Annotated in this window: 14 protein-coding genes, 2 pseudogenes and 3 riboswitches; of the genes and pseudogenes, 6 read left to right on the forward strand and 10 right to left on the reverse strand. The window is 69.0% G+C overall.

The features are described 5' to 3' along the window. Positions 1-222 precede the first annotated feature (222 nt). Positions 223-636 carry a P-loop NTPase family protein gene (locus TU31_RS40655; RefSeq protein ID WP_063770827.1) on the forward strand — a complete coding sequence of 138 codons (414 nt, stop codon included), beginning with the start codon at positions 223-225 and terminating at the stop codon, positions 634-636. Positions 637-696: 60 nt separating this feature from the next. Here the strand turns inward: TU31_RS40655 and TU31_RS26185 are convergent, their stop codons facing one another. Then, complete coding sequence (locus TU31_RS26185) at positions 697-1,407, reverse strand: HAD family hydrolase (RefSeq protein ID WP_042158780.1); 711 nt, start codon at positions 1,405-1,407, stop codon at positions 697-699. 224 nt (positions 1,408-1,631) lie between these two features. Then, positions 1,632-2,552, reverse strand: coding sequence for a ScbA/BarX family gamma-butyrolactone biosynthesis protein (locus TU31_RS26190; RefSeq protein WP_042158781.1), 921 nt, complete (start codon positions 2,550-2,552; stop codon positions 1,632-1,634). 99 nt (positions 2,553-2,651) lie between these two features. Between TU31_RS26190 and TU31_RS26195 the strand changes: the two genes are divergently transcribed. Further along, complete coding sequence (locus TU31_RS26195) at positions 2,652-3,272, forward strand: ScbR family autoregulator-binding transcription factor (protein WP_078885952.1); 621 nt, start codon at positions 2,652-2,654, stop codon at positions 3,270-3,272. A gap of 733 nt (positions 3,273-4,005) precedes the next feature. Here TU31_RS26195 and TU31_RS26200 read toward each other — a convergent pair. Both TU31_RS26200 and TU31_RS26205 read right to left on the reverse strand, forming a co-directional pair. Next, positions 4,006-4,512: pseudogene (locus TU31_RS26200) on the reverse strand (allene oxide cyclase barrel-like domain-containing protein). A 197-nt stretch (positions 4,513-4,709) separates the two neighbouring features. After that, positions 4,710-6,299, reverse strand: a complete 1,590-nt coding sequence (locus TU31_RS26205; protein WP_042158782.1) for an IPT/TIG domain-containing protein — start codon at positions 6,297-6,299, stop codon at positions 4,710-4,712. A gap of 420 nt (positions 6,300-6,719) precedes the next feature. Between TU31_RS26205 and TU31_RS26210 the strand changes: the two are divergent. After that, positions 6,720-7,007, forward strand: a pseudogene (locus TU31_RS26210) (acetyl-CoA acetyltransferase); the annotation flags it as partial. A gap of 86 nt (positions 7,008-7,093) precedes the next feature. Here the strand turns inward: TU31_RS26210 and TU31_RS26215 are convergent. Next, positions 7,094-7,693 (reverse strand): 2'-5' RNA ligase family protein, encoded by a 600-nt coding sequence (locus tag TU31_RS26215; RefSeq protein WP_042158784.1) that lies wholly within the window; start codon positions 7,691-7,693, stop codon positions 7,094-7,096. A 199-nt stretch (positions 7,694-7,892) separates the two neighbouring features. On the opposite strand from TU31_RS26215, the gene TU31_RS26220 reads away from it, so the two are divergent. Then, positions 7,893-8,123 carry a hypothetical protein gene (locus TU31_RS26220; protein ID WP_042158785.1) on the forward strand — a complete coding sequence of 77 codons (231 nt, stop codon included), beginning with the start codon at positions 7,893-7,895 and terminating at the stop codon, positions 8,121-8,123. A 57-nt stretch (positions 8,124-8,180) separates the two neighbouring features. Here the strand turns inward: TU31_RS26220 and lipA are convergent, their stop codons facing one another. Genes lipA through gcvP form a run of 5 tightly spaced genes read right to left on the reverse strand, consistent with a single transcriptional unit; the run spans position 8,181 to position 14,816 of the window. Continuing rightward, positions 8,181-9,134, reverse strand: coding sequence for a lipoyl synthase (gene lipA / locus TU31_RS26225; protein ID WP_042158786.1), 954 nt, complete (start codon positions 9,132-9,134; stop codon positions 8,181-8,183). A gap of 1 nt (position 9,135) precedes the next feature. Further along, a complete protein-coding gene (gene glyA / locus TU31_RS26230) occupies positions 9,136-10,407 on the reverse strand; it encodes a serine hydroxymethyltransferase (RefSeq protein WP_042158787.1) in 1,272 nt (423 codons plus the stop codon). Position 10,408: 1 nt separating this feature from the next. After that, on the reverse strand, positions 10,409-10,783 hold the full coding sequence (gene gcvH / locus TU31_RS26235; RefSeq protein ID WP_042158788.1) for a glycine cleavage system protein GcvH: 375 nt from the start codon (positions 10,781-10,783) through the stop codon (positions 10,409-10,411). A gap of 36 nt (positions 10,784-10,819) precedes the next feature. Further along, entirely contained in the window at positions 10,820-11,920 is a 1,101-nt protein-coding gene (gcvT, locus tag TU31_RS26240; protein ID WP_042158790.1) for a glycine cleavage system aminomethyltransferase GcvT, read from the reverse strand. 34 nt (positions 11,921-11,954) lie between these two features. Further along, complete coding sequence (gene gcvP / locus TU31_RS26245; protein WP_042158791.1) at positions 11,955-14,816, reverse strand: aminomethyl-transferring glycine dehydrogenase; 2,862 nt, start codon at positions 14,814-14,816, stop codon at positions 11,955-11,957. 151 nt (positions 14,817-14,967) lie between these two features. Then, a riboswitch (glycine riboswitch) is annotated at positions 14,968-15,063 on the reverse strand. A 353-nt stretch (positions 15,064-15,416) separates the two neighbouring features. Next, positions 15,417-15,513: riboswitch (glycine riboswitch) on the forward strand. Next, a riboswitch (glycine riboswitch) is annotated at positions 15,514-15,605 on the forward strand. It abuts the riboswitch before it with no gap. Positions 15,606-15,886: 281 nt separating this feature from the next. Between gcvP and cycA the strand changes: the two genes are divergently transcribed. After that, entirely contained in the window at positions 15,887-17,371 is a 1,485-nt protein-coding gene (gene cycA, locus TU31_RS26250) for a D-serine/D-alanine/glycine transporter (protein ID WP_042158792.1), read from the forward strand. A 726-nt stretch (positions 17,372-18,097) separates the two neighbouring features. Then, a complete protein-coding gene (locus TU31_RS26255; protein ID WP_042158793.1) occupies positions 18,098-19,543 on the forward strand; it encodes an oxygenase MpaB family protein in 1,446 nt (481 codons plus the stop codon). Positions 19,544-19,580 lie beyond the last annotated feature (37 nt).

Below are 19,580 nucleotides of genomic sequence, written 5' to 3' on the forward strand. Positions count from 1 at the left end.
TGCCCTGGATGGACGAACGTCGCTGCACCGCCTCGACGAGGTCCGCCTGCTCCTGGCGGAGCGCTCCCGGGGAGTCATTTTCGACTGTAACCCGGCTGTGGCCGGCGCCCGGATACTGCTCGGGTGCCACGCCGAGGAACACCGCCAGAATGCAACCGGCCACCAGATCCACCCCGCCCGCCACGCCCCGAGCCGATCGCTGACGAGGTAGCCGAGCCGCAGTTGCGCGACTGGCACCGGCCGCTCGATCTCCTGCCAGGCGGCATCGAGACAAGCATCGACGCCGACAGCACCCTCACCGACACGGTCGACCGCATCATGCTCGCCACCGGTCTGGCCTGCCTTCCGCGCGCTCAAGCGCTGAGGGCGATGCCCGTCGACTCGCCTGTTGCCCTCGGGCAGTGTGAGCGATCCGCGGTGTGGGATGGCTCGGCCGGAGCCGTGGGAAGTTGCCTGACCAAGCTTGGTGGCGCGAACGTCCTGGACTTCTCCCGGGCGGCCGTCGACGGCTCCCGCTCACGGGCAGCGCGCAGCGACATCCGCCGATGGATCGACCTCGGCCAGGGCGCCGAGCCGCGCCCCTTCCGAAGATCCGGCGGGGGCTCCCGGTATGCCTACCAACGGGGCGCCCCCTGAATGCCACCCGGCCCGCGGGCCCGCGGCCCGTCACGGAGTCTGCCGCGGGCCGGGCCGCCGTCATGCGGTCGTGGTCCCGGGCGCAGTGCCCTGGGCAGGGATGCGGGCGTCGGCCCATCCCTGCACCGCCGGCTCTGCCAGCGAGTGGACCCACCAGTCGGCCAACGCCGTCTCCCTGTCGCTGGGGCGGGGACCGACTCCGAGTACCCGCATGCCCGCACCTGCGGCAGCTTGGATGCCGCAGTGGGAGTCCTCGACGGCCAGCGTGTCAGCGGGGTCCACCCCACAGAGTTGGGCGGCGGTGAGGTAGACGTCCGGATGAGGTTTGGGTCTCGTGGTGTCGTCGGGCACCACGATGTGGCTGAAGCAGTCCCGGAGTCCAGCCATTCCCAGACAGGACTCGACGACTTCCAGCGGGCAGTTACTGGCCACGGCCAGCGGGGCGAACTGCACGGTCGAATGCACCAGTTCCGGCGCCCCGGGCATGGTGGTGGGGTCTGCGGCGACGAGTTCACGGAAGTGCTTGAGCAATGATTCCGTCATGTCCCCGGTCAGTTCCGGTCGCCCGGCCACCTCGGCCATTAAGCGCCCGCATTCGGTGTAGTGCAGCCCTCGCGCCTTGTCCGCGAATTCGTCCGAGGGTGCGCAGCCGTAGCTGTTCAGCACCATGTCACGGGCGTCCTCCCAGTGGCGTTCGGTGTCCATCAGCGTGCCGTCACAGTCGAAAACGACGGCCGCGGGGGTCCAGGAAAGGATGCTGTCTGCGGTCATTCGGCATTCCGTTCTGGTGGGGCCCGAAGGCGCCGATGCGACCGGTCGCGAGAGAGGCAGGGCAGCGTCGGTTTCACGGACGCCCGGCACCGGGCCGAGGGATTCCGGCAGGGCAGCTCTCACGGATAGGAGTTCATCCGCTCCAGCCGGAAAATAACGATCGTTACGTTACGGACGGCAACGCAGAAAGGTCAACCAATTCATAAATGTCAATATTATGTGCTCTACGTATAACCGAACGTGCCGCAAGCCGTCTCCGTGCCGCCCTGGAGGATGCGGAATGCACACGTCGAGCCATGCCGGGTGCACAGCACACGTGCGGGTGGGGTCAGTTCGGTGAACCGGGAGGCTTTCAGCCGGCCGAAAAGCGGCCGGCTCAGTCTGCCCCGACTGCGGTACGAGACGGCCTGGCGGGCGGCTTCCAACAGCACCATGCCAGGCACGTGATCGGTGGGGTGGTCGAAGAAGAACGGGTGCAGCGGGTCGGCCGGCGAGACCAACAGCTCGCCCTGGTCGAGAGCGAGGACCGCATCATGCGGGTGATTGACGGTCAGCTGTGCGGCCGGCGGGCGGTACCCGCCCTCCGGAGTGCGAGCCGGGACGGCATGGACCGCGCTCCTGGCGCGCAGCGCGGCGAAGCGCGCGCCGTCCAGGAATCGCACGCCCCCGCCGCCTCGGCCGAAAGTCACCCCGCACGCGGCGAAGGTGACATTCAGTCGCAGTCCGACGGCCGACTCGTCCGGCACCCGCCGTACGGCGCTGACCCGTGCCGAGCAGGTGATTTCGGTCGCTCCGGCGCGGGCCGGCAACTCGTCGGCGGGGCTGAGGTGGAAGTGCAGGTCGGTGATGACCGCACGGAAGACCTCCGGAACCGCGTAGAACCGCAAGGGAATGTAGAGACCGAGCTGACGCAGTGTTTCCACCAGAATCAGCGGACTGTGCCGCTGCGAACCGTCGCGGGGGAACGTCGCATGCGCGCGTGGCCATGACGCCGCCGCCAGGAAGACGTGCGGGGTATCGGTCGGACGTACATCCGTAAGGAGGACCTCTGCCACCGAGGTCCGGTGCACCAGCTCCCGCTCGACGGTACGGGACCAGCTGAGCGGCTCACTCTTTCCGACGGCCCTGACCGTTGAGGTGCTCATACGACCAGGGAATACCGAAATTCGAACATGCGCACCCTTGAATTCCGGGGCGCGGGGAGCGGTAGGTTGCCTTCCGGCGGAACGAGAACAACGTTTGAGGTGTACGTGCAGATCCGGGCGGAAACGACGCGCAGGTTCCTTCTCGAGGCGGCGGCAACCTTGTTCGACGAGAAAGGGTACGCCGGTACCAGCATCAGCGACATCAGTGCGCATTCCGGTCGCACCAGCGGGGCCATCTATTTCCACTACGCCAGCAAGGAGAAGCTCGCCCTCGCCATCGTCGAGGAACATTTCGCCACGTGGCCGCATTTGATCAGCCGCTACCGGCAGCCCGGCCTGCCGGCCTTGGAGAGACTCGTCGGGCTGAGCTTCGAGGTGGCACGCGCCTTCCGAGACGACATCGTCGTCCGGGCCGGAGCCCGCCTTTGGGCCGAACGCAAAGCCATCGACGCCCAGCTCCCCGCACCGTTCCTCGGCTGGATCGAAGCCGTGACACAGCTCCTCGAAGAAGCCGCCCGTAACGGTGAACTCGCTGCCGATGTGCCACCTGCCGCCACCGCCCACGGCATCGTCTGCTCCTTCTTCGGTCTGCACACCGTCTCCGACGCCCTGGAGGGACGCCGGCACATCGAGGAGCGCCTGCGCGACCTGTGGACTCTGTTGCTCCGCGGCCTCCAGGCCGAGCCTGACCCCGCGGCTCTGCTCGCTCGCGTGCGCTGAGCGGCGCGCGACACCCACCGATCTTGCAGACGTTGAGGAAGGCCGCAGTCCGCAGCTGCGCCTGTTCCAGTGGACGGGCCGCGGGGATCGTCGGGGGGCGTGGCCGTGCACCAGGGTGTGCAGTGCGGGGTGCCCGGTGAGAGCGCCCGCGCTGCGGCGGTCCTCTGTGCGAACTCACGGGGTCGCCCCGCGTCCGCACCGGCCTCGGCCTGGCCGCTGGCGTGCGATGTCGAGGTGGTCGACGGGGCAGTACGGCACGGATGCTTTGCAGGTGAGGGTGAGCAGCATTTGTCGACGGTTTCGGGCAGCACTGAGCGGTCACAGAGCTTGGAAAAGTCGACGAGAACTAGGAACGCTGTCAGAGCGTGTGGACCCTTCTCCGGTGTCGTGATGGTGGCTGAACTTCGGGCTCCGTCAAGGTCGTTCGTCTTCGGCTTCGCCTGCGGGCGGCTCCACCGAGACGCGGTGCGAAGTCCAGCGATGCGGTTGCGGCCTGCCGGCAGGGCGGTTCTTCTTCTTGCGCGGACATGGCCTCCCGCCGGACTTGGTGTACGGCACGTATCACGAGGCGCGCGCCTTCTTCCGGCAGCCGCTCAACGAGCAGGTGCGCTTCAACTCCGGGGGCAAAGAGTGGCGCACGCCGGGCCGGGCCGCGTCGCCGTGGCCCGGCCCCTCGAACTCACGTGGGCGGCCCCGGAGTCACCTGGGGCCACCTCGGGCGCCGGCCGCCCGGTCAGCGGATCAGATGCACGGTGAGCTGCGTTTCCCTGCCACTGACGTTGTCGCCGTGAACGGTGCCGTGCGCGGTGCGGTAGCGTCCGGTACCTCCGGTGCTCGCGAGGACGATGTTGCCGGGGCCGGCACCTATAGCGGTTAACCGGCCCTGGACGGTGAGCTGTCCCAGGGGAAGGGCGAGGTCGGCCGCGCTCTGGAGGTCGAACTCATCGGCGGGGGCGGTGCGGGTCAGCGTGCAGATCTGGCTGTAGGTGCCGACCGGGACGCCACCGCGCGAGAGGTTCCCGCTGATGACGAATTCATCCCGCTTGCTGGGCCCGGACGACCCGTCCACATCGACAAAAGTGACCTGCGTCTGCTGCGCGGTCAGCTGGAATACTTCTTCTCTCGGATAGTGGTCGACGCCGGTACCGGTCGCGGCCGATGCCGAATTCGGTCAGAAAAGAAGGGCCGCGAATCCGGTGGCCGCGCTCAGGGCGATGCGCTTGAAGCTGAAGTGACGCACGATTTCTCCTGTGGGACGGGAAGGGAAATGCACTTGGCCGGCTGCCGGAAGGTGTTTTCCTGCCCGGGCTGGCATCGCGAGGTCGGCACGGCTCCGGCGCTCAGGGCCCGTTGCCGGGCAACCGAGCGCCCGGCTGGCCGGGATCTCGCTGCTCCGGCCCGGATGCGGCGCCCGCCCGGACGGCGGGCGCGGGTGGGTCAGACGCCGGGTGGGAAGACGTAGGTGAACGATCCCGAAGAGCTGCCGCCGGGGGTGGTGACGGTGACGTCGAAGGTGCCCTCGGTGGCGCTGGGCGGGGACACGGCGGTCACGGTGGTGTCGGAGATGACCGCGAAGGGCGCCGGCGTGCCGTTGAAGGTGACCTGTTCGGTGTAGGCCAGGCCGGTGCCGGTGATCGTCACCCCGGTGCCGCCGGTGGTCGGTCCCGCGCTGGGGCTGACGTCCGTGATGGTGGACTGGCCGACGTAGGTGTAGAACGGTCCGTCAGCGCTCCCGCCGCTGGTGATCACGGTGACGGCGACGGCGCCCGGGGCCGGGGCAGGGGCGGCTCTGACGGTGACCTGGGTGTTGGAGACACTCTGGATGACGGCTCGGGTGGTGCCGAAGTACACGTCGATCGCTCCGGCGAGGTTGCGGCCGGTGATGACGATCTCCTGGTCGCTGCCCGAGACGGGGCCGGCGTCGGGGCTGATGCCGGTGAGGGCGGGCGTCGGCATGTAGTAGAAGGACCCGAGGGTGCCGGTGCCGCCCGCGGTGGTGACCGTCACGGGGACGACACCGGCGCCGGCGGGGGAGGTGACGGTCACCGATGTCGCCGTATTGGCGGTGATCACGGCCTGGGCGGTGCCGAAGTGCACGGCGGTGGCGTTGGCCAGGTGGTGACCGGTCAGCGTCACGGTGGTTCCGCCTGCCATGGGCCCCTGGTCGGGGATCACGGTCGTCGCCATGACTTCGACGGTGCCGGCATTGACGTTGCCCACATAGGCGCGTGTCCCATCGGGGAAGACGGCGAAGCCGGTGGGGCCGTCTCCCGCGCTGATGTTCTCGACGACGGTGCGGGTGGCGGTGTCGATCACACTCACCGTGTCCGGTTCGGAATTCGGCACGTACAGATGGGCGCCGTCGGGGCTCAGCGCCGGGAAGCGCGGCTGGGCGCTGACGCCGATGTTGTCGGTGGTGGTGTTCGTGGCGGTGTCGATCACACTCACCGAGGAGCTGCCGGCGTTCGTGACGTAGACGCGGGTCCCGTCGGAGCTGACCGCCAGCAGGATGGGGACGTCGCCGGCGAGGATCGTGGCGATCACGGTGTTCGTGGCGGTGTCGATCGCGCTGACGGAACCCGAGAAGCTCGCCACGTAGGCCCGGGTCCCGTCCGGGGTGATGACCACGCCGGTCGGCCCGGTCCCGACGGTCACGGTGTCGGTGACCGTGTTGGTGGCAGTGTCGATCACACTCACCGTGTCGGTGGTCTGCCGCGTCACATAGACGCGCGTCCCGTCCGGGGTGACCGCCGCCATCGTCGCCCCGGCCCCTACGGGGATGTCCGTGACGAGGGTGTTGGAGGCGAGGTCGAACACGCTGACCAGACCGTCGTCGAAGACGGCCACATAGGCGCGGGTGCCGTCGGGACTGATCGCCACGTCGGTGGGACCGGCCCCCGTGGCGATGGTGTCGATCACGGTGTTCGTGGCGGTGTCGATCACGCTCACCGTGTTCGAGCCCCGGTTGGCCACATAGGCGCGGGCCCCGTCCGGGGTGAGGGTAATCCCCTCCGGGGTGTCCCCCACGGGAATAACAGCGCCTGCGACAAACGCGGCATTCAATGCGGCGTAGGGTGCCCGGGCATGCTGCGGAGATGGTGACGCTAAGGCGAACATGACACTCCCCAAAGAAGGCGGGACGGTCTTTGTCCCGCGTATGGAAATGTCTGCTCCGCCGCATGGGCGAACAGCGAGCAGTCAACCGGCCGCGAATCCGGCCGGCGAAATACACACGCAAGCGGAGAATACCCTCCCGGGGAAAGTATTTAAAGACCGCACGATATCTCGGATAATCGCTTTAAGGTGCGGGGTGGGCGGACCTGGCCGCGACCCACCGGGCGGACGGGGCTGCCGCCTGGCGTGTCGCGCCCTGCCCGCCCGGCCACGTCTGATGTGCCGTCAGATTCATGACCTCAGGGACCACTTCATGACCTCAGGGACCACTTCATGACCTCAGGGACCACTTACGGGAATCGCAAGGTCGCCGTCGCCGGAGTCGCGCTGTCCGACCGCGGACGCGTGGACCGGGCCACCCCGTACGCCCTGCACGCCCAGGCCGCCCGCCGGGCACTCGCCGACAGCGGGCTGGACCGGGCGGTGATCGACGGCTTCGCCTCGGCCGGTCTGGGCACCCTCGCGCCCGTCGAGGTCGCCGAGTACCTGGGGCTGCGCCCCACCTGGGTCGACTCGACGTCGGTGGGCGGCACCACCTGGGAGGCGTTGGCCGCGCACGCCGGTACGCCAACTCCGAGGTGAGGCCGGCCGGACCGCCGGGTCCGCAAGGCCGACGGCGCGCTGCCCCGGCAAACACCGTTGCAGCACTAGCACTCCTGCGGTCGGCGGACCTCGCCCGTGCCCAGTGTGATCACGGCCCGCGGCCGCATGGGCCCCTCGCCGCGTCGGGAGAGCAGGACCACCTCTTCGACCACCGCCGACAGCGCGCCGAGCCGGACGGCGCACTCGGTGGCCAGGTGCTTCGGGTCCTGGGTGCGGCCGAGGGACAAATGCGGGGTGAAGCGGCCGGCGCGCCCGTGGCAAAGCGGGAACCGCAGTCCCAGTTCCCGGTGGAGATGGGCCCACGGCGCCGGGTCCGCCGCAGCCGGATCGAGCCACAACGTCGCGTAGTGCCGGTGCCGGAAGTACCGCACTCCGGCCAGGCGCGCCGTGAACGCCGTGCTCTGCGCCGCAACGGCGGAGAGCAGTGGCACGGCCCGCGCAAACGCTTCCTCCGGCACGAAACCGAACAGCAGATTCACATGCGGCGGCCACCGCCGGACCTGCGGATCGTGTTCCCAGCGGATGTCCTGAATCACCGGCCAGAGCTTCCGCGGCGGCAGCCACGCCACAGCCGTCCGGGCCGTCGGCGCCACCTCAAGCGCATCTACCGGCTCGGCCCCGCCGAAATCCGGATTCCCGTTCACATGGCCATGGTCCCAAATCGGGCTCGAAAACCGTCCAGAGCCTCTCCGAAGGGCCGCGCGCCGAGGCATGGCCTGTCACTCGGCACCGCCCACCGGTCGTCTCCGCCCCGTCCTGAGGATCACGGCACACTCTGCCGACCGCTTTCTCACCCGACCTATCGGGCACGCCCTAACTGCCGCCCCCGCTGAAGCCCCACCAGTGCAGGTCTTCGCCACCGGCTCCGGTGGCCGGCTGGGACTCGGTGCGGCGCAGCAGATCGCCAAGAGCACGGGATGTGCTTCGGGTGTGTGGGTGCTCCTCACCGAGAAGCCGGATCTGGCCGTCGAGTGCTGGACGGTACTCGGCTTCCGCCGCTGCCGGATGGCCCCGCTGGCTGAGTTCCCACGCCAGTGCGCGATGGCCTCGGGTACGGCCGGCGCAGCGCTGTAGCCGCGACCGAGCACAGGTACCAGTCGGAGCCGGGCGCTGCTCGCATGGTGGCACCGGTTACAGCTGCGCCCCTGGCCTTCTGTCGAGTGCCTGCCGGTACAGCCGTCCGGCGCGGTAGGAGGAACGGACCAGAGGTCCGGACAGCACACCGGCGAAACCGATCTCCTCGGCCTCTGCCTTCAGCTCGATGAACTCCTCGGGCCTGACCCACCGGTCCACCGGGTGGTGCCGCGCCGAGGGGCGCAGGTACTGGGTGATGGTGATCAGGTCGCAGCCGGCGGCGTGTAGGTCGGCCAGCGCGGTGGAGATCTCCGCCCGGGTCTCGCCCAGGCCCAGGATCAGGTTCGACTTGGTGACCAGGCCGAACTCCCGCGCCGCGGTGAGCACACCGAGCGACCTGTCGTAGCGGAACGCGGGCCGGATCCGTTTGAAGATCCGCGGCACCGTCTCCACGTTGTGGGCCAGTACTTCCGGACGCGACTCGAATACCTGGGCCAGCAGCTCGGGGACGCCGTTGAAGTCCGGGACCAGGTTCTCCACCCCGGTGCCCGGGTTCCGTGCGTGGATCTGCCGGACCGTCTCGGCGTACAGCCAGGCACCACCGTCGGGCAGGTCGTCGCGGGCCACCCCGGTGATCGTGGCGTAGCGCAGCTTCATCTTGGCCACCGACTCCGCCACCCGGCGCGGCTCTTCGCGGTCCAGCGTCTGAGGCTTGCCGGTGTCGATCTGGCAGAAGTCGCAGCGCCGGGTGCACTGGTCACCGCCGATGAGGAAGGTGGCTTCGCGGTCCTCCCAGCACTCGAAGATGTTGGGGCACCCCGCTTCCTGGCACACGGTGTGCAGCCCTTCGGCCTCCACCTGCGCGCGCAACGCGTTGTACTGCGGCCCCATGCGTACCCGCGTCCTCATCCACTCCGGCTTTCGTTCGACCGGGGTCCGGCTGTTGCGCACCTCAAGTCGCAGCAGCCTGCGGCCGTCAGGCGCAGCGGAGGGTGTGGTGGCGTCGCTCATGTCACAGCTCCGGGTACAAGGGATGGGCGTCGGCGAGCGTGGCCACACGAGACCGCAGCTCGGCGGCGAGGCCCGGGGCGCAGGCCGGCTTGAGGGCCTCGGCGATGATGTCGGCGACCGCCGCGAATTCGGCTTCCGCGAAGCCGCGGCCGGCCAGCGCCGGCGTACCGATCCGCAGTCCCGAGGTCACCATCGGCGGGCGTGGGTCGAACGGTACGGCGTTGCGGTTGACCGTGATGCCGATGTCGTGCAGACGGTCCTCCGCCTGCTGTCCGTCGAGCTCCGATTCCCGCAGGTCGACCAGGACCAGATGGACGTCGGTGCCGCCGGACAGCACGGACACGCCCGCGTCCGCGACATCGGGTCCACGCAGCCGTTCGGCGAGAATCCGGGCACCCGCGAGGGTGCGCTCCTGGCGCCGGCGGAACTCCGGCTCGGACGCCATCTTGAACGCCACCGCCTTGGCCGCGATCACATGCTCCAGCGGCCCGCCCTGCTGTCCGGGGAAGACCGCACTGTTGACCTTCTTCGCCACGTCCGCACGGTTGGTCAGCACCACTCCACCGCGTGGCCCGCCGAGCGTCTTGTGCGTGGTCGTGGTGACCACGTCGGCGTGCGGCACCGGGTTGGGGTGCAGGCCCGCGGCGACCAGACCGGCGAAGTGCGCCATGTCGACCATCAGGTACGCGCCGGCCTGGTCCGCGATCCGCCGGAAGGCGGCGAAGTCCAGCTGCCGGGGGTAGGCCGACCAGCCCGCGATGATCAGCTGCGGCCGGTGCTCCATGGCCAGCCGCTCGACCTCGGCCATGTCGACGCGGCTGTCCTCCGCGGAGACGTGATAGGCGACGGTGTTGTAGAGCTTGCCGGAGAAGTTGAGCCGCATACCGTGGGTGAGGTGCCCGCCGTGCGCGAGGTCCAGGCCCAGGATGGTGTCTCCCGGTTGGAGGAGCGCCGTCATCGCGGCGGCGTTCGCCTGGGCACCCGAATGCGGCTGCACATTGGCGAAGGACGCGCCGAACAACGCCTTGATCCGGGTGAGGGCGAGCCGCTCGATGACGTCGACGTGCTCACATCCGCCGTAGTAGCGGCGGCCCGGGTAGCCCTCGGCGTACTTGTTCGTCAGGACCGAGCCCTGCGCCTCCATGACCGCGACCGGTGCGAAGTTCTCGCTCGCGATCATCTCCAGTGTGCTCTGCTGTCGCTCCAGCTCGGCGCGCACGGCGGTGTGTACCTCTGGGTCGAAGTCGGCGAGCCGACGGTCGAGCACGGACATGTCACGCTCCTGTCGTGAGTGCCGCGTAGGCGGCGGCGTCCAGCAGTTCCGGCGTACCGGCGATCCGCATCCGGAACAGCCAACCGGCCCCGAACGGGTCGGTGTTGACCAGACCGGGGTCGGCCACGGCGGCTTCGTTGACCTCGACGACCTCGCCGTCCGCGGGGGCGAACAGGTCGCTCACGGACTTGGTCGACTCGATCTCTCCGCATGCGTCGCCGGCCTTGACCGTTGTGCCGACGGCAGGGAGGTCGAGGTAGACGACGTCGCCGAGCGCGTCGGAGGCGTGGGCGGTGACACCGACGGTCGACACGTCGCCCTCGCTCGCGATCCATTCGTGGTCGCGGGTGTACATCAGGTCGGGGGGCAGGCTCATGATCTGTTCTCCTGTGGTGGTCAGGTCCTGTGGTGGTCAGGCTCGGCGGCGGTAGAAGGGCAGCTCGACGACCTGGGCGGGCTCCTGGCTGCCCCGGATGTCGACGAGCACCTCGGTGCCGGGTGTGCTCCGGCCGGTCGGCAGGTAGGCCATGGCAACGGGGTGGCCGAGGGTGGGCGACAGCGCGCCCGAGGTGACTTCGCCGATGCGCTCGTTGGTGTCCGGGGCGAGTACGGCGTAGCCGGTGCGCGGAGCTCGTCGACCGGTCGTGGCCAGCCCGACCAGCACATGGGTCGAGCCCTGGTCACGACGGGCGGCAAGAGCGGCCTCGCCGACGAACCCGCCGGGCTTGTCGAACGCCACGACTCGGCCCAGCCCCGCTTCGAACGGCGTGTTGCGGGCGGTGAGCTCCTGCCCGTACAACGGCATCCCGGCCTCCAGACGCAGCGTGTCACGGCAGGCCAGGCCGCAGGGGAGGAGTCCGTGCCCCGCGCCCGCCGCGCTGAGGCTCTGCCAGAGGGCCACGGCGTCCGCGGGACGGCAGTAGATCTCGAAGCCGTCCTCACCGGTGTAGCCGGTACGAGCGAGCAACACCTCGCGGCCCGCCAACCGCGCCGGGGCGATCGCGTAGTACTTCAGCGACAACACGTCGATGTCGGCCACTTCGCCGACGATCGCCGGGGACGCCGGGCCCTGTACCGCGATCAGGGCGCACCGGCCGGACACGTCCCGGATCGTGGCGGCGTAGCCGTCGATCCGGTCACGCAGTTGGGAGAGCACGATCAGCGCGTTTCCGGCGTTGGCCACGAGCAGGTATCTCGCCTCGGCCAGACGGTAGACGACGAGGTCGTCGAGGACTCCGCCGGTCTCGTGGACCAGCATGGAGTAGCGCGCGCGGCCGACGGCGATCTTCGACGGCTGTCCGACCAGGGCGTAGTCGAGGGCTCGCCCCGCCTCGGGGCCGGAAAGCTCGATCTCTCCCATGTGGGTGAGGTCGAAGATGCCGGCGGTGGTCCGTACCGCGTGGTGTTCGGCCAGCTCGGAGGTGTAGCGCAGGGGCATGGACCAGCCGGCGAAGCCGGTGAACGACGCACCGAGCTCCACGTGAAGGTCGTGCAGGGGTGTCTTCTTCAACATGGTGGTTCCTCTTCGGACCGTGACCGGTCGGGGGTCAGGACGCGAACGCTTCGGGAGGCGGGCAGGAGCAGACCAGGTTCCGGTCGCCGTGCGCCTGGTCGATCCGGCCGACCGGCGGCCAGTACTTGTCGGGTGTGACGCCCGCAGGGAAGGCGGCCTGCTCGCGCGAATAGGCCCGGGTCCACTCGCCGGCGATCGCGGCGGCGGTGTGCGGCGCCTGTCGCAGCGGGCTGTCCTCAAGGCCCCAGACGCCCTGGTCCACCAGATCGATCTCCGCGCGGATCGCGATCATCGCCTCGCAGAAGCGGTCCAGTTCAGCGAGGCTTTCGCTCTCCGTCGGCTCGACCATCAGGGTGCCGGGGACCGGAAAGCTCATCGTCGGCGCGTGGAACCCGTAGTCGATGAGCCGCTTGGCGATGTCATCGACCGTCACACCCGTGGTGGCGGTGAGGGGCCGGACGTCGAGGATGCACTCGTGCGCGACGAGGCCCGACTCTCCGGCGTACAGGACGGGGAAGTATGAGGCGAGGCGGCGGGCCACGTAGTTGGCGCTCAGCACGGCCGTCCGGGTTGCCTCGGTCAGCCCCTCCGCGCCCATCATCCGGATGTAGGCCCACGGGATCGGCAGGATGCCGGCGCTGCCGAACGGTGCGGCGCTCACCGCCCCGATGCCGTCGCGGCGCCCGGTGTCGGGGTGCAGCGGGTGGGTCGGCAGGTACGGCGCGAGGTGTGCGGCCACCGCGACCGGTCCGACCCCCGGCCCGCCGCCGCCGTGCGGGATGCAGAACGTCTTGTGCAGATTGAGGTGTGACACATCGCCACCGAACTCGCCGGGCTTGGCGACTCCGAGCAGCGCGTTGAGGTTGGCGCCGTCGACGTACACCTGTCCGCCGTGCTCGTGCACCAGCTCGCACAGCCGGGTGATGCCGGCCTCGTAGACGCCGTGCGTGGAGGGATAGGTCACCATGATCGCGGCCAGGTTGTCGGAGTGCTTCGCGCACTTCGCCGCGAGGTCGTCGAGATCGACCGTGCCGTCGGGTCGCGATGCCACCACGACGACGCGCATCCCGGCCATGGCGGCCGAGGCCGCGTTGGTGCCGTGCGCGCTTGCCGGGATCAGGCACACGTCGCGTCCGGCCTGGCCGTTGCTCTGGTGGTAACGGCGGATGGCCAGCAGGCCGGCGAACTCGCCCTGCGATCCGGCGTTCGGCTGGATGGAGACCTTGGCGTACCCGGTGACCTCCGCCAGCCACGTCTCCAGCTGCTCGACCAGGGCCAGGTACCCGGCAGCGTCCGTGAGGGGCGCGAAGGGGTGCAGGTCGGCGAAGCCGGGGCAGCTGACCGGCTCCATCTCCGTGGTCGCGTTGAGCTTCATCGTGCAGGACCCGAGCGGGATCATCCCGCGGTCCAGCGCGAAGTCACGGTCGGAGAGCCTGCGCAGATAACGCAGCATCGCGGTCTCCGACCGGTGCCGGTGGAAGACCGGGTGGGTGAGGAAGGGGGAAGTGCGACGCAGGTCCGGCGGAAGCGCCGCCGCAGCGCCCGCAGTCGGCCCGTCCAGGTCGTCCCCCACGCAGCCGAAGGCGTCGAGCACGAGACGGACGTGGTCCCGCGAGGTGACCTCGGAGCAGGAGATGCCGACGTGGTCACCGTCCACCAGCCGCAGGAGCAGCCCCTTGTCATGCGCGGCCGCGACGACCTCCTCGGCACGGCCGGGGACCCGCACCAGCAGGGTGTCGAAGAACTCGCGGTGCACCACCGTGATCCCGCTGTTCCGCAGACCAGCGGCGATGAGCGTGGCGTGCCGGTGCGTCCGTCGGGCGATCTCGGTCAGACCATCGGGGCCGTGGTAGACGGCGTACACCGACGCGACCACGGCGAGCAGGACCTGCGCCGTGCAGATGTTGGAGGTCGCCTTGTCACGTCGGATGTGCTGCTCGCGGGTCTGTAGTGCGAGGCGGTACGCCGGCCGGCTGGAGTTGTCCACGGACACGCCCACGAGCCGGCCGGGCAGGTGGCGTTCGAGCCCTTCACGGACCGCGATGTAGCCGGCGTGCGGCCCGCCGTAGAACAGGGGGACACCGAACCGCTGGGACGATCCCACGACGATATCGGCGCCGTACTCACCGGGTGGCACGAGCAGCGTGAGCGCCAACAGGTCGGCGGTCACGGTGACTTGCGCGCCGCGCGCTCGTGCCGCGGCGGTCACCTCGCGCAGGTCGCGGACGGCTCCCGAGCAGCCGGGGTAGGAAAGCACCACCCCGAAGAAGTCGTCCTCCGGCAGCGGTTCGGCCACGTCGATCTCGACGATCTCGATGCCGACCGCGGCGGCACGCGTGCGCAGGACGTCGAGGGTTTGCGGCAGGGTGTCGCGGTCGACCAGGACGCGGGAGCGACCACCCTTGCCGGCGACACGACGCATGACCGTGACGGCCTCGGCGACCGCCGTGGCCTCGTCGAGCAGCGACGCGTTGGCGGTCGGCAGTCCGGTGAGGTCTCCGACCACGGTCTGGAAGTTGATCAGCGCTTCGAGCCGGCCCTGGCTGATCTCCGGCTGGTAGGGCGTGTAGGCGGTGTACCACGACGGGTCTTCCAGCACATTGCGCCGGATCACCGCCGGCGTGGTCGTCGCGTGATAGCCGAGTCCGCTCATCGGGACGGCCACGGTGTTCCTGCTCGCGAGCTCCTGTAGCTCGGCGCGGGCCTCGGCCTCGGTGGCGGCGGCAGGCAGGTTCAGGTCGGAAGTGCTTCGGATGCCGCTCGGGACGGCGGCGTCGATGAGGGCGGTCAGCGTCGGGTAGCCGACTTCGGCCAGCATCTTGGCGCGGTCGGCGTCGCTGACGCCGATGTGGCGGGTGGCGAACTCACCCGACGCGGAGGACTCGGGGAAGGTCATGGTGGGAGGCTCCCTGTGGGGGCACCGCAAACGCGGCACCGTGGATGGGTGGCCTCCCCGCTCTGTCATCGGAACCTGAGAGCTTCACCGCCGGGTCCGGCGGTTTGCACCGTGGGCGCAGGACATTGACGTCCTGTCTTTCCAGAGTCGCCTAGCCGAAGCGGTAGTTGGGCCTGAGAGATTCTGGGGAGAGTTGCTCCTTCGGCGCCTCGCCAAGGGTGGACGAGGGCTCTCCCGCTTCGGTTCGAACAGCGCGATGTGGAGTTGTGGGGCCCGACGGTAAGGCCGGGGAGTTTCCGGGGAGGATTGGCTCCTTCGGCGCCGCGTCGTCACATGACGTGGGCTCTCCCGCGCAGAATCGGCAGCGGTGTAGATGCTGTCGGATCTTGCCGGACGCAACGTACGGGCACCGGAACACAGCCGTCAAGAGTCCGCTCGGTCTACGTGCCGGTAACGGCTCGGCCCGGGATGCGCGCCGTGAGCTGCACAAATGCCGTCCCGCACGGGTGAGTGCCGCACTACTCGAAAGTAATGTCCAGCGTTCGGTCGGTCCCTTGACCGGCCGCTCATGTCGACCTAATCTCACCGCACATTGCCGTTCACCCCGGAGCGGGAGAGCACTGGATCAGCCAGACCCAGTCGCCGAAGGAGCAAATCCTCCCCGGAAACTCTCAGGCACCCCTACCGCTCGGGCAGGCAACTCTGGAAAGCAGGCGCCGACGCGCCTCGCCGACGGTGCAAGCCGCGCGCTGAGCGCGGCGAAGCTCTCAGGCTCATGACAGAGGGGGAGGCTCACTCGGCCGCACGGACTCCTGCCCGTGCTCGACAATCGAGGAGTCCCCTGATGGCTCTCCCGCCGCCTCTTCCCTGACCGCCGCCCCTGCCGGCTCCCGGGCTGATCTTCGATCTTCTATGTGGGCCCGTTCAGCATACTGACACCGCTCGGGTCGGCTACCGCACGCCCGCGCGCAGTCCCACCCTGCCGCTCGCCCCCTGGGGGCGCGTGGTCATTCTCCGAGATACCGCCTGTCCCGTGCCCGCACGGGACTTGAGATCCGCGAGGTTTGCCCATGCCTGAACGCAGTGACACCGGCTCGACCACCGTGCCGGACCAACCGGCGGCCGGATCGACACCCCCGCCCGAGGGCGAGCAACACCTCTCCCGCCAACTGTCCAACCGGCACATCCAGCTCATCGCGATCGGCGGTGCGATCGGAACCGGCCTGTTCATGGGCTCCGGCAAGACGATCTCGCTGGCCGGGCCCTCGGTGATCTTCGTCTACATGATCATCGGCGTGATGCTCTTCTTCGTGATGCGGGCGATGGGGGAGCTGCTGCTCTCCAACCTGCGCTACAAGTCCTTCGCCGACTTCGCGGCCGACCTGCTGGGGCCGTGGGCCGGCTTCTTCACCGGCTGGACCTACTGGTTCTGCTGGATAGTCACCGGCATCGCCGACGTCATCGCCATCTCCGGGTACGTGTCCTACTGGTGGCACGACCTACCGTTGTGGATACCGGCGTTGGCCGCCGTCATCCTCTTGATCGCCTTGAACCTGCCCACCGTGAAGGCGTTCGGCGAGACCGAGTTCTGGTTCGCGCTGATCAAGATCGTCGCGATCGTGGCGCTGATCGTCGTCGGGCTGGTCATGGTGTTCGGTCACTTCCAGGCGCCCGGGGGTGCCGCGGCAAGCTTCTCCAACCTCTGGAACGACGGAGGGTTCTTCCCCACCGGCCCCATGGGGTTCGTCGCGGGATTCCAGATCGCGACCTTCGCCTTCGTCGGCATCGAACTGGTCGGCACCACCGCGGCCGAGGCGGAGAACCCGGAACGGAACCTGCCCAAGGCGATCAACTCGATCCCGGTGCGCGTGATGCTGTTCTATGTCGTCGCGCTGATCGTGATCATTTCGGTCACGCCCTGGCGCGAGATCAGTGCGGACCGCAGCCCGTTCGTCGTGATGTTCACTCTTGCCGGTCTGGGTTTCGCCGCCTCGGTGATCAACTTCGTGGTGCTGACCTCGGCCGCATCATCCGCGAACTCGGGCATCTACTCCACCTCACGGATGGTGTACGGGCTGGCCCGGGAGGGCGACGCCCCGGCGCGCTTCGGCAGACTCACCTCCAGGAAGGTACCGGCCAACGCCCTGCTCCTCTCAGGGGTGTTCCTGCTCGCCGGAGTCGTCATGGTCGCCATGGACAACTCGATCATCGAGGCCTTCACCTTGGTGACGACCGTGTCCGCCGTGCTGTTCATCTTCGTCTGGTCGATCATCCTGATCAGCTACCTCGTGTACCGCAAGCGCCGTCCGCACCTGCACGAGGCGTCGAAGTTCAAGATGCCCGGCGGCATCGTTATGTGCTACGTCGTGCTCGCGTTCTTCGCGTTCCTCATCTGGGCACTGACCCAGGAGCCCGACACGCTGCGGGCCTTGCTGGTGACCCCGGTGTGGTTCGCCATCCTCGGCATCGCGTGGGCGGGTCTCCGCCGTCGCCCCCGCCATGTGGCCCGTGAGGCCGCCTTCCGGTCCGAACTCGACGGTGCACAGCAGGACTGACGCGCCACCGGACCCTCAGACCGGCACCGATCGCAAGCGCCGTTCCCGGCAGATGGGAACGGCGCTCGCCTTCGGAGTGCTTACCACTCTCACCGCAGCACACGTCTGACAGGCACTCGGGACTTCATATTCCGCCGCTGGGTTGCGCTTCCACCACGGACGACCGATGCGAGGACACGGCGCGTCCGTACCCCGCGTGGCCCAGCTCTTCAGGCACGCCCAGCTGTGAGAGCCAGACGAGAAGCCCCGCCGGAATGCTTCCGGCGGGGTTTCTTCTGCGTGCGGTGGGGCTATTGGGCGTCGCCGGAGCGGGCCAGTCGGACGAGCCGGGTTTCCGCGAGGCGGGCGCCTATGTGCCTTCCTTTGGTCGGGGGCCCGTGCCTGCCCCGGCGCCCGAGTAGTACGCCTCGGGACGTTATGGACCGGTGATGCGGGTGCAGGCGTCCGGGACACACCGGGAATCACCCGCCTGGCGACGTCCCCGCAGGTCGAGCAGGGCGCACATCACGGAGTTAGCGCCATGGGCACTCAGTGCGATACCTGGATCTCGGTCAGTCGAGGGCGCCGGGGACTGGAATCAGCCGGTGGCGTGTCCCGGATGGGTGAATTCGGGAGCCTGGCCGCTCCCGGATGCCGGTAGGACCGTTGGGCTGGGCGGATAGCCGGATGATCGCTCTTCGGGCGTCCCCTGTTCATTTCTGTACGCGTGCTTGAGGAGACGTCCCCTTGGCTACCACTGATCTTCCTGGTCCTGATTCGCTGCTGCGCCGCACGCTGGGGGAGTGGCGGATCGGGTTGGTGGCGTGGCGGCTGCTGGTTCTGCAGACCGCGGATCCGGCGGTCGCCGCCGGCATGGCCAACTTCTCCACCTACCGTGCGCACCCGTGGCGGCGTATCGAGCACACCATGGACAGCGGGAAGCGGCTGTTCTTCTCCGACCGTGAAGGGCTACGCCGTGAGGTTGCCCGTCTGGAGCGCACGCACCGCCGTCTGGCCGGGACCGACGAGCAGGGCAGGCCGTTCACAGCGTTGGACCCGGCGGTGCGGGTGTGGGTACTGGTCACCTTGTACGAGTGCATGACGGCGATGCGGGAACTGTCCGGACGCCCGCTGGCGCCGCCTGAACTGGATCAGATGTACGGAGAATTCCGTGCGGTGTGTACCGAGTTCGGCCTCTCCGACGACCTGCTCCCGGCCACGGCCGCGGACGTGCCCGCGTATATGGACCGCACGATCCGCGAGCGCCTCGAATACAGCGAACCCGTGCGCTACCTGCTCTTCGACATGCTCCGTGAAGCACCGGCACCCCGCCGCCTCGGCCACCTGAAGCCGGCCTGGCCGCTTGCGCGCACGGTGGCCGCCCACGTGATCGGTGCGCTGACCATCGCGGACCTGCCGGAAGCCTTCCGCGAGCGCTTCAACTTGCCCCGTACCCGCCGCGCGGCCCTGTTGTCCTTCATCCTGCACCGTGGCATGCGCGTGCTGATGAATGCGCTGCCCGAGCACCGCCGCTACCGCACCCCGCTGGCGGGCAACTCCTCGACTTCGCAGCCTCCCACCGCCTCCACTGACCGCCCTTCCTCGCCGGAGGCAAGCCGTGTCCGGCTTCCCGCACCACGCCGCCGCAAGGGTGCCGATTCCCGCCCGGCGCGTCTGCGGACCTTCTTCCGCCAGGTCCTCGACCAGACCGGCGACGGCCGCATCAGCTCGGTCGATCTGCAGGCCATGGCGCACAACGTGTGCTGGCCGCTCGAACTCACCCCTGAGCGCGAAGCGCGCGTCTATGCCGCCTTCGAGACCTGGTGGCAGCACCTGCGGACCGGCATGGATGCTGACGACGACGGACAGGTGACCTGCGAGGAGTTCGTCACCGCCATGCTCACCGGGATCGACGCCGGGCCGGCCTATCTCGAGCAGGGGCTGCATGTCGCGGTGCGGGCGATCTTCCACGCTGCGGACACCGACGGCAGCGGACACCTGTGCGCCGATGAGTACCGCACGATCTTCGGCGGCTCCCGGGTCCACCCCGCCGAACTCAACCACGGCTTCCGCCAGCTCGACCACGATGGAGACGGCCGCATCACCGAAGAGGAATTCGTCCAGGCCTTCACCGACTACTTCACCGCCCGCACCGACAACGCGGCCGGCAGTCAACTCCTCGGATGTCCATAGCGGCTGATGCCGGCGAAGTGCCGGGGCAGCCACTGAT

Origin of the sequence: Streptomyces lydicamycinicus (genome assembly GCF_000829715.2) — a bacterium.
GTDB classification, from domain to species: Bacteria; Actinomycetota; Actinomycetes; order Streptomycetales; family Streptomycetaceae; genus Streptomyces; species Streptomyces lydicamycinicus.

Coding starts and splice junctions, on each gene's coding strand:
- TU31_RS26185 (WP_042158780.1), bottom strand. CDS start 1,407: ATGACCGCAGACAGCATCCTTTCCTGGACCCCCGCGGCCGTCGTTTTC.
- TU31_RS26190 (WP_042158781.1), bottom strand. CDS start 2,552: ATGAGCACCTCAACGGTCAGGGCCGTCGGAAAGAGTGAGCCGCTCAGC.
- lipA (WP_042158786.1), bottom strand. CDS start 9,134: ATGAGCGACGCCACCACACCCTCCGCTGCGCCTGACGGCCGCAGGCTG.
- glyA (WP_042158787.1), bottom strand. CDS start 10,407: ATGTCCGTGCTCGACCGTCGGCTCGCCGACTTCGACCCAGAGGTACAC.
- gcvH (WP_042158788.1), bottom strand. CDS start 10,783: ATGAGCCTGCCCCCCGACCTGATGTACACCCGCGACCACGAATGGATC.
- gcvT (WP_042158790.1), bottom strand. CDS start 11,920: ATGTTGAAGAAGACACCCCTGCACGACCTTCACGTGGAGCTCGGTGCG.
- gcvP (WP_042158791.1), bottom strand. CDS start 14,816: ATGACCTTCCCCGAGTCCTCCGCGTCGGGTGAGTTCGCCACCCGCCAC.
- cycA (WP_042158792.1), top strand. CDS start 15,887: ATGCCTGAACGCAGTGACACCGGCTCGACCACCGTGCCGGACCAACCG.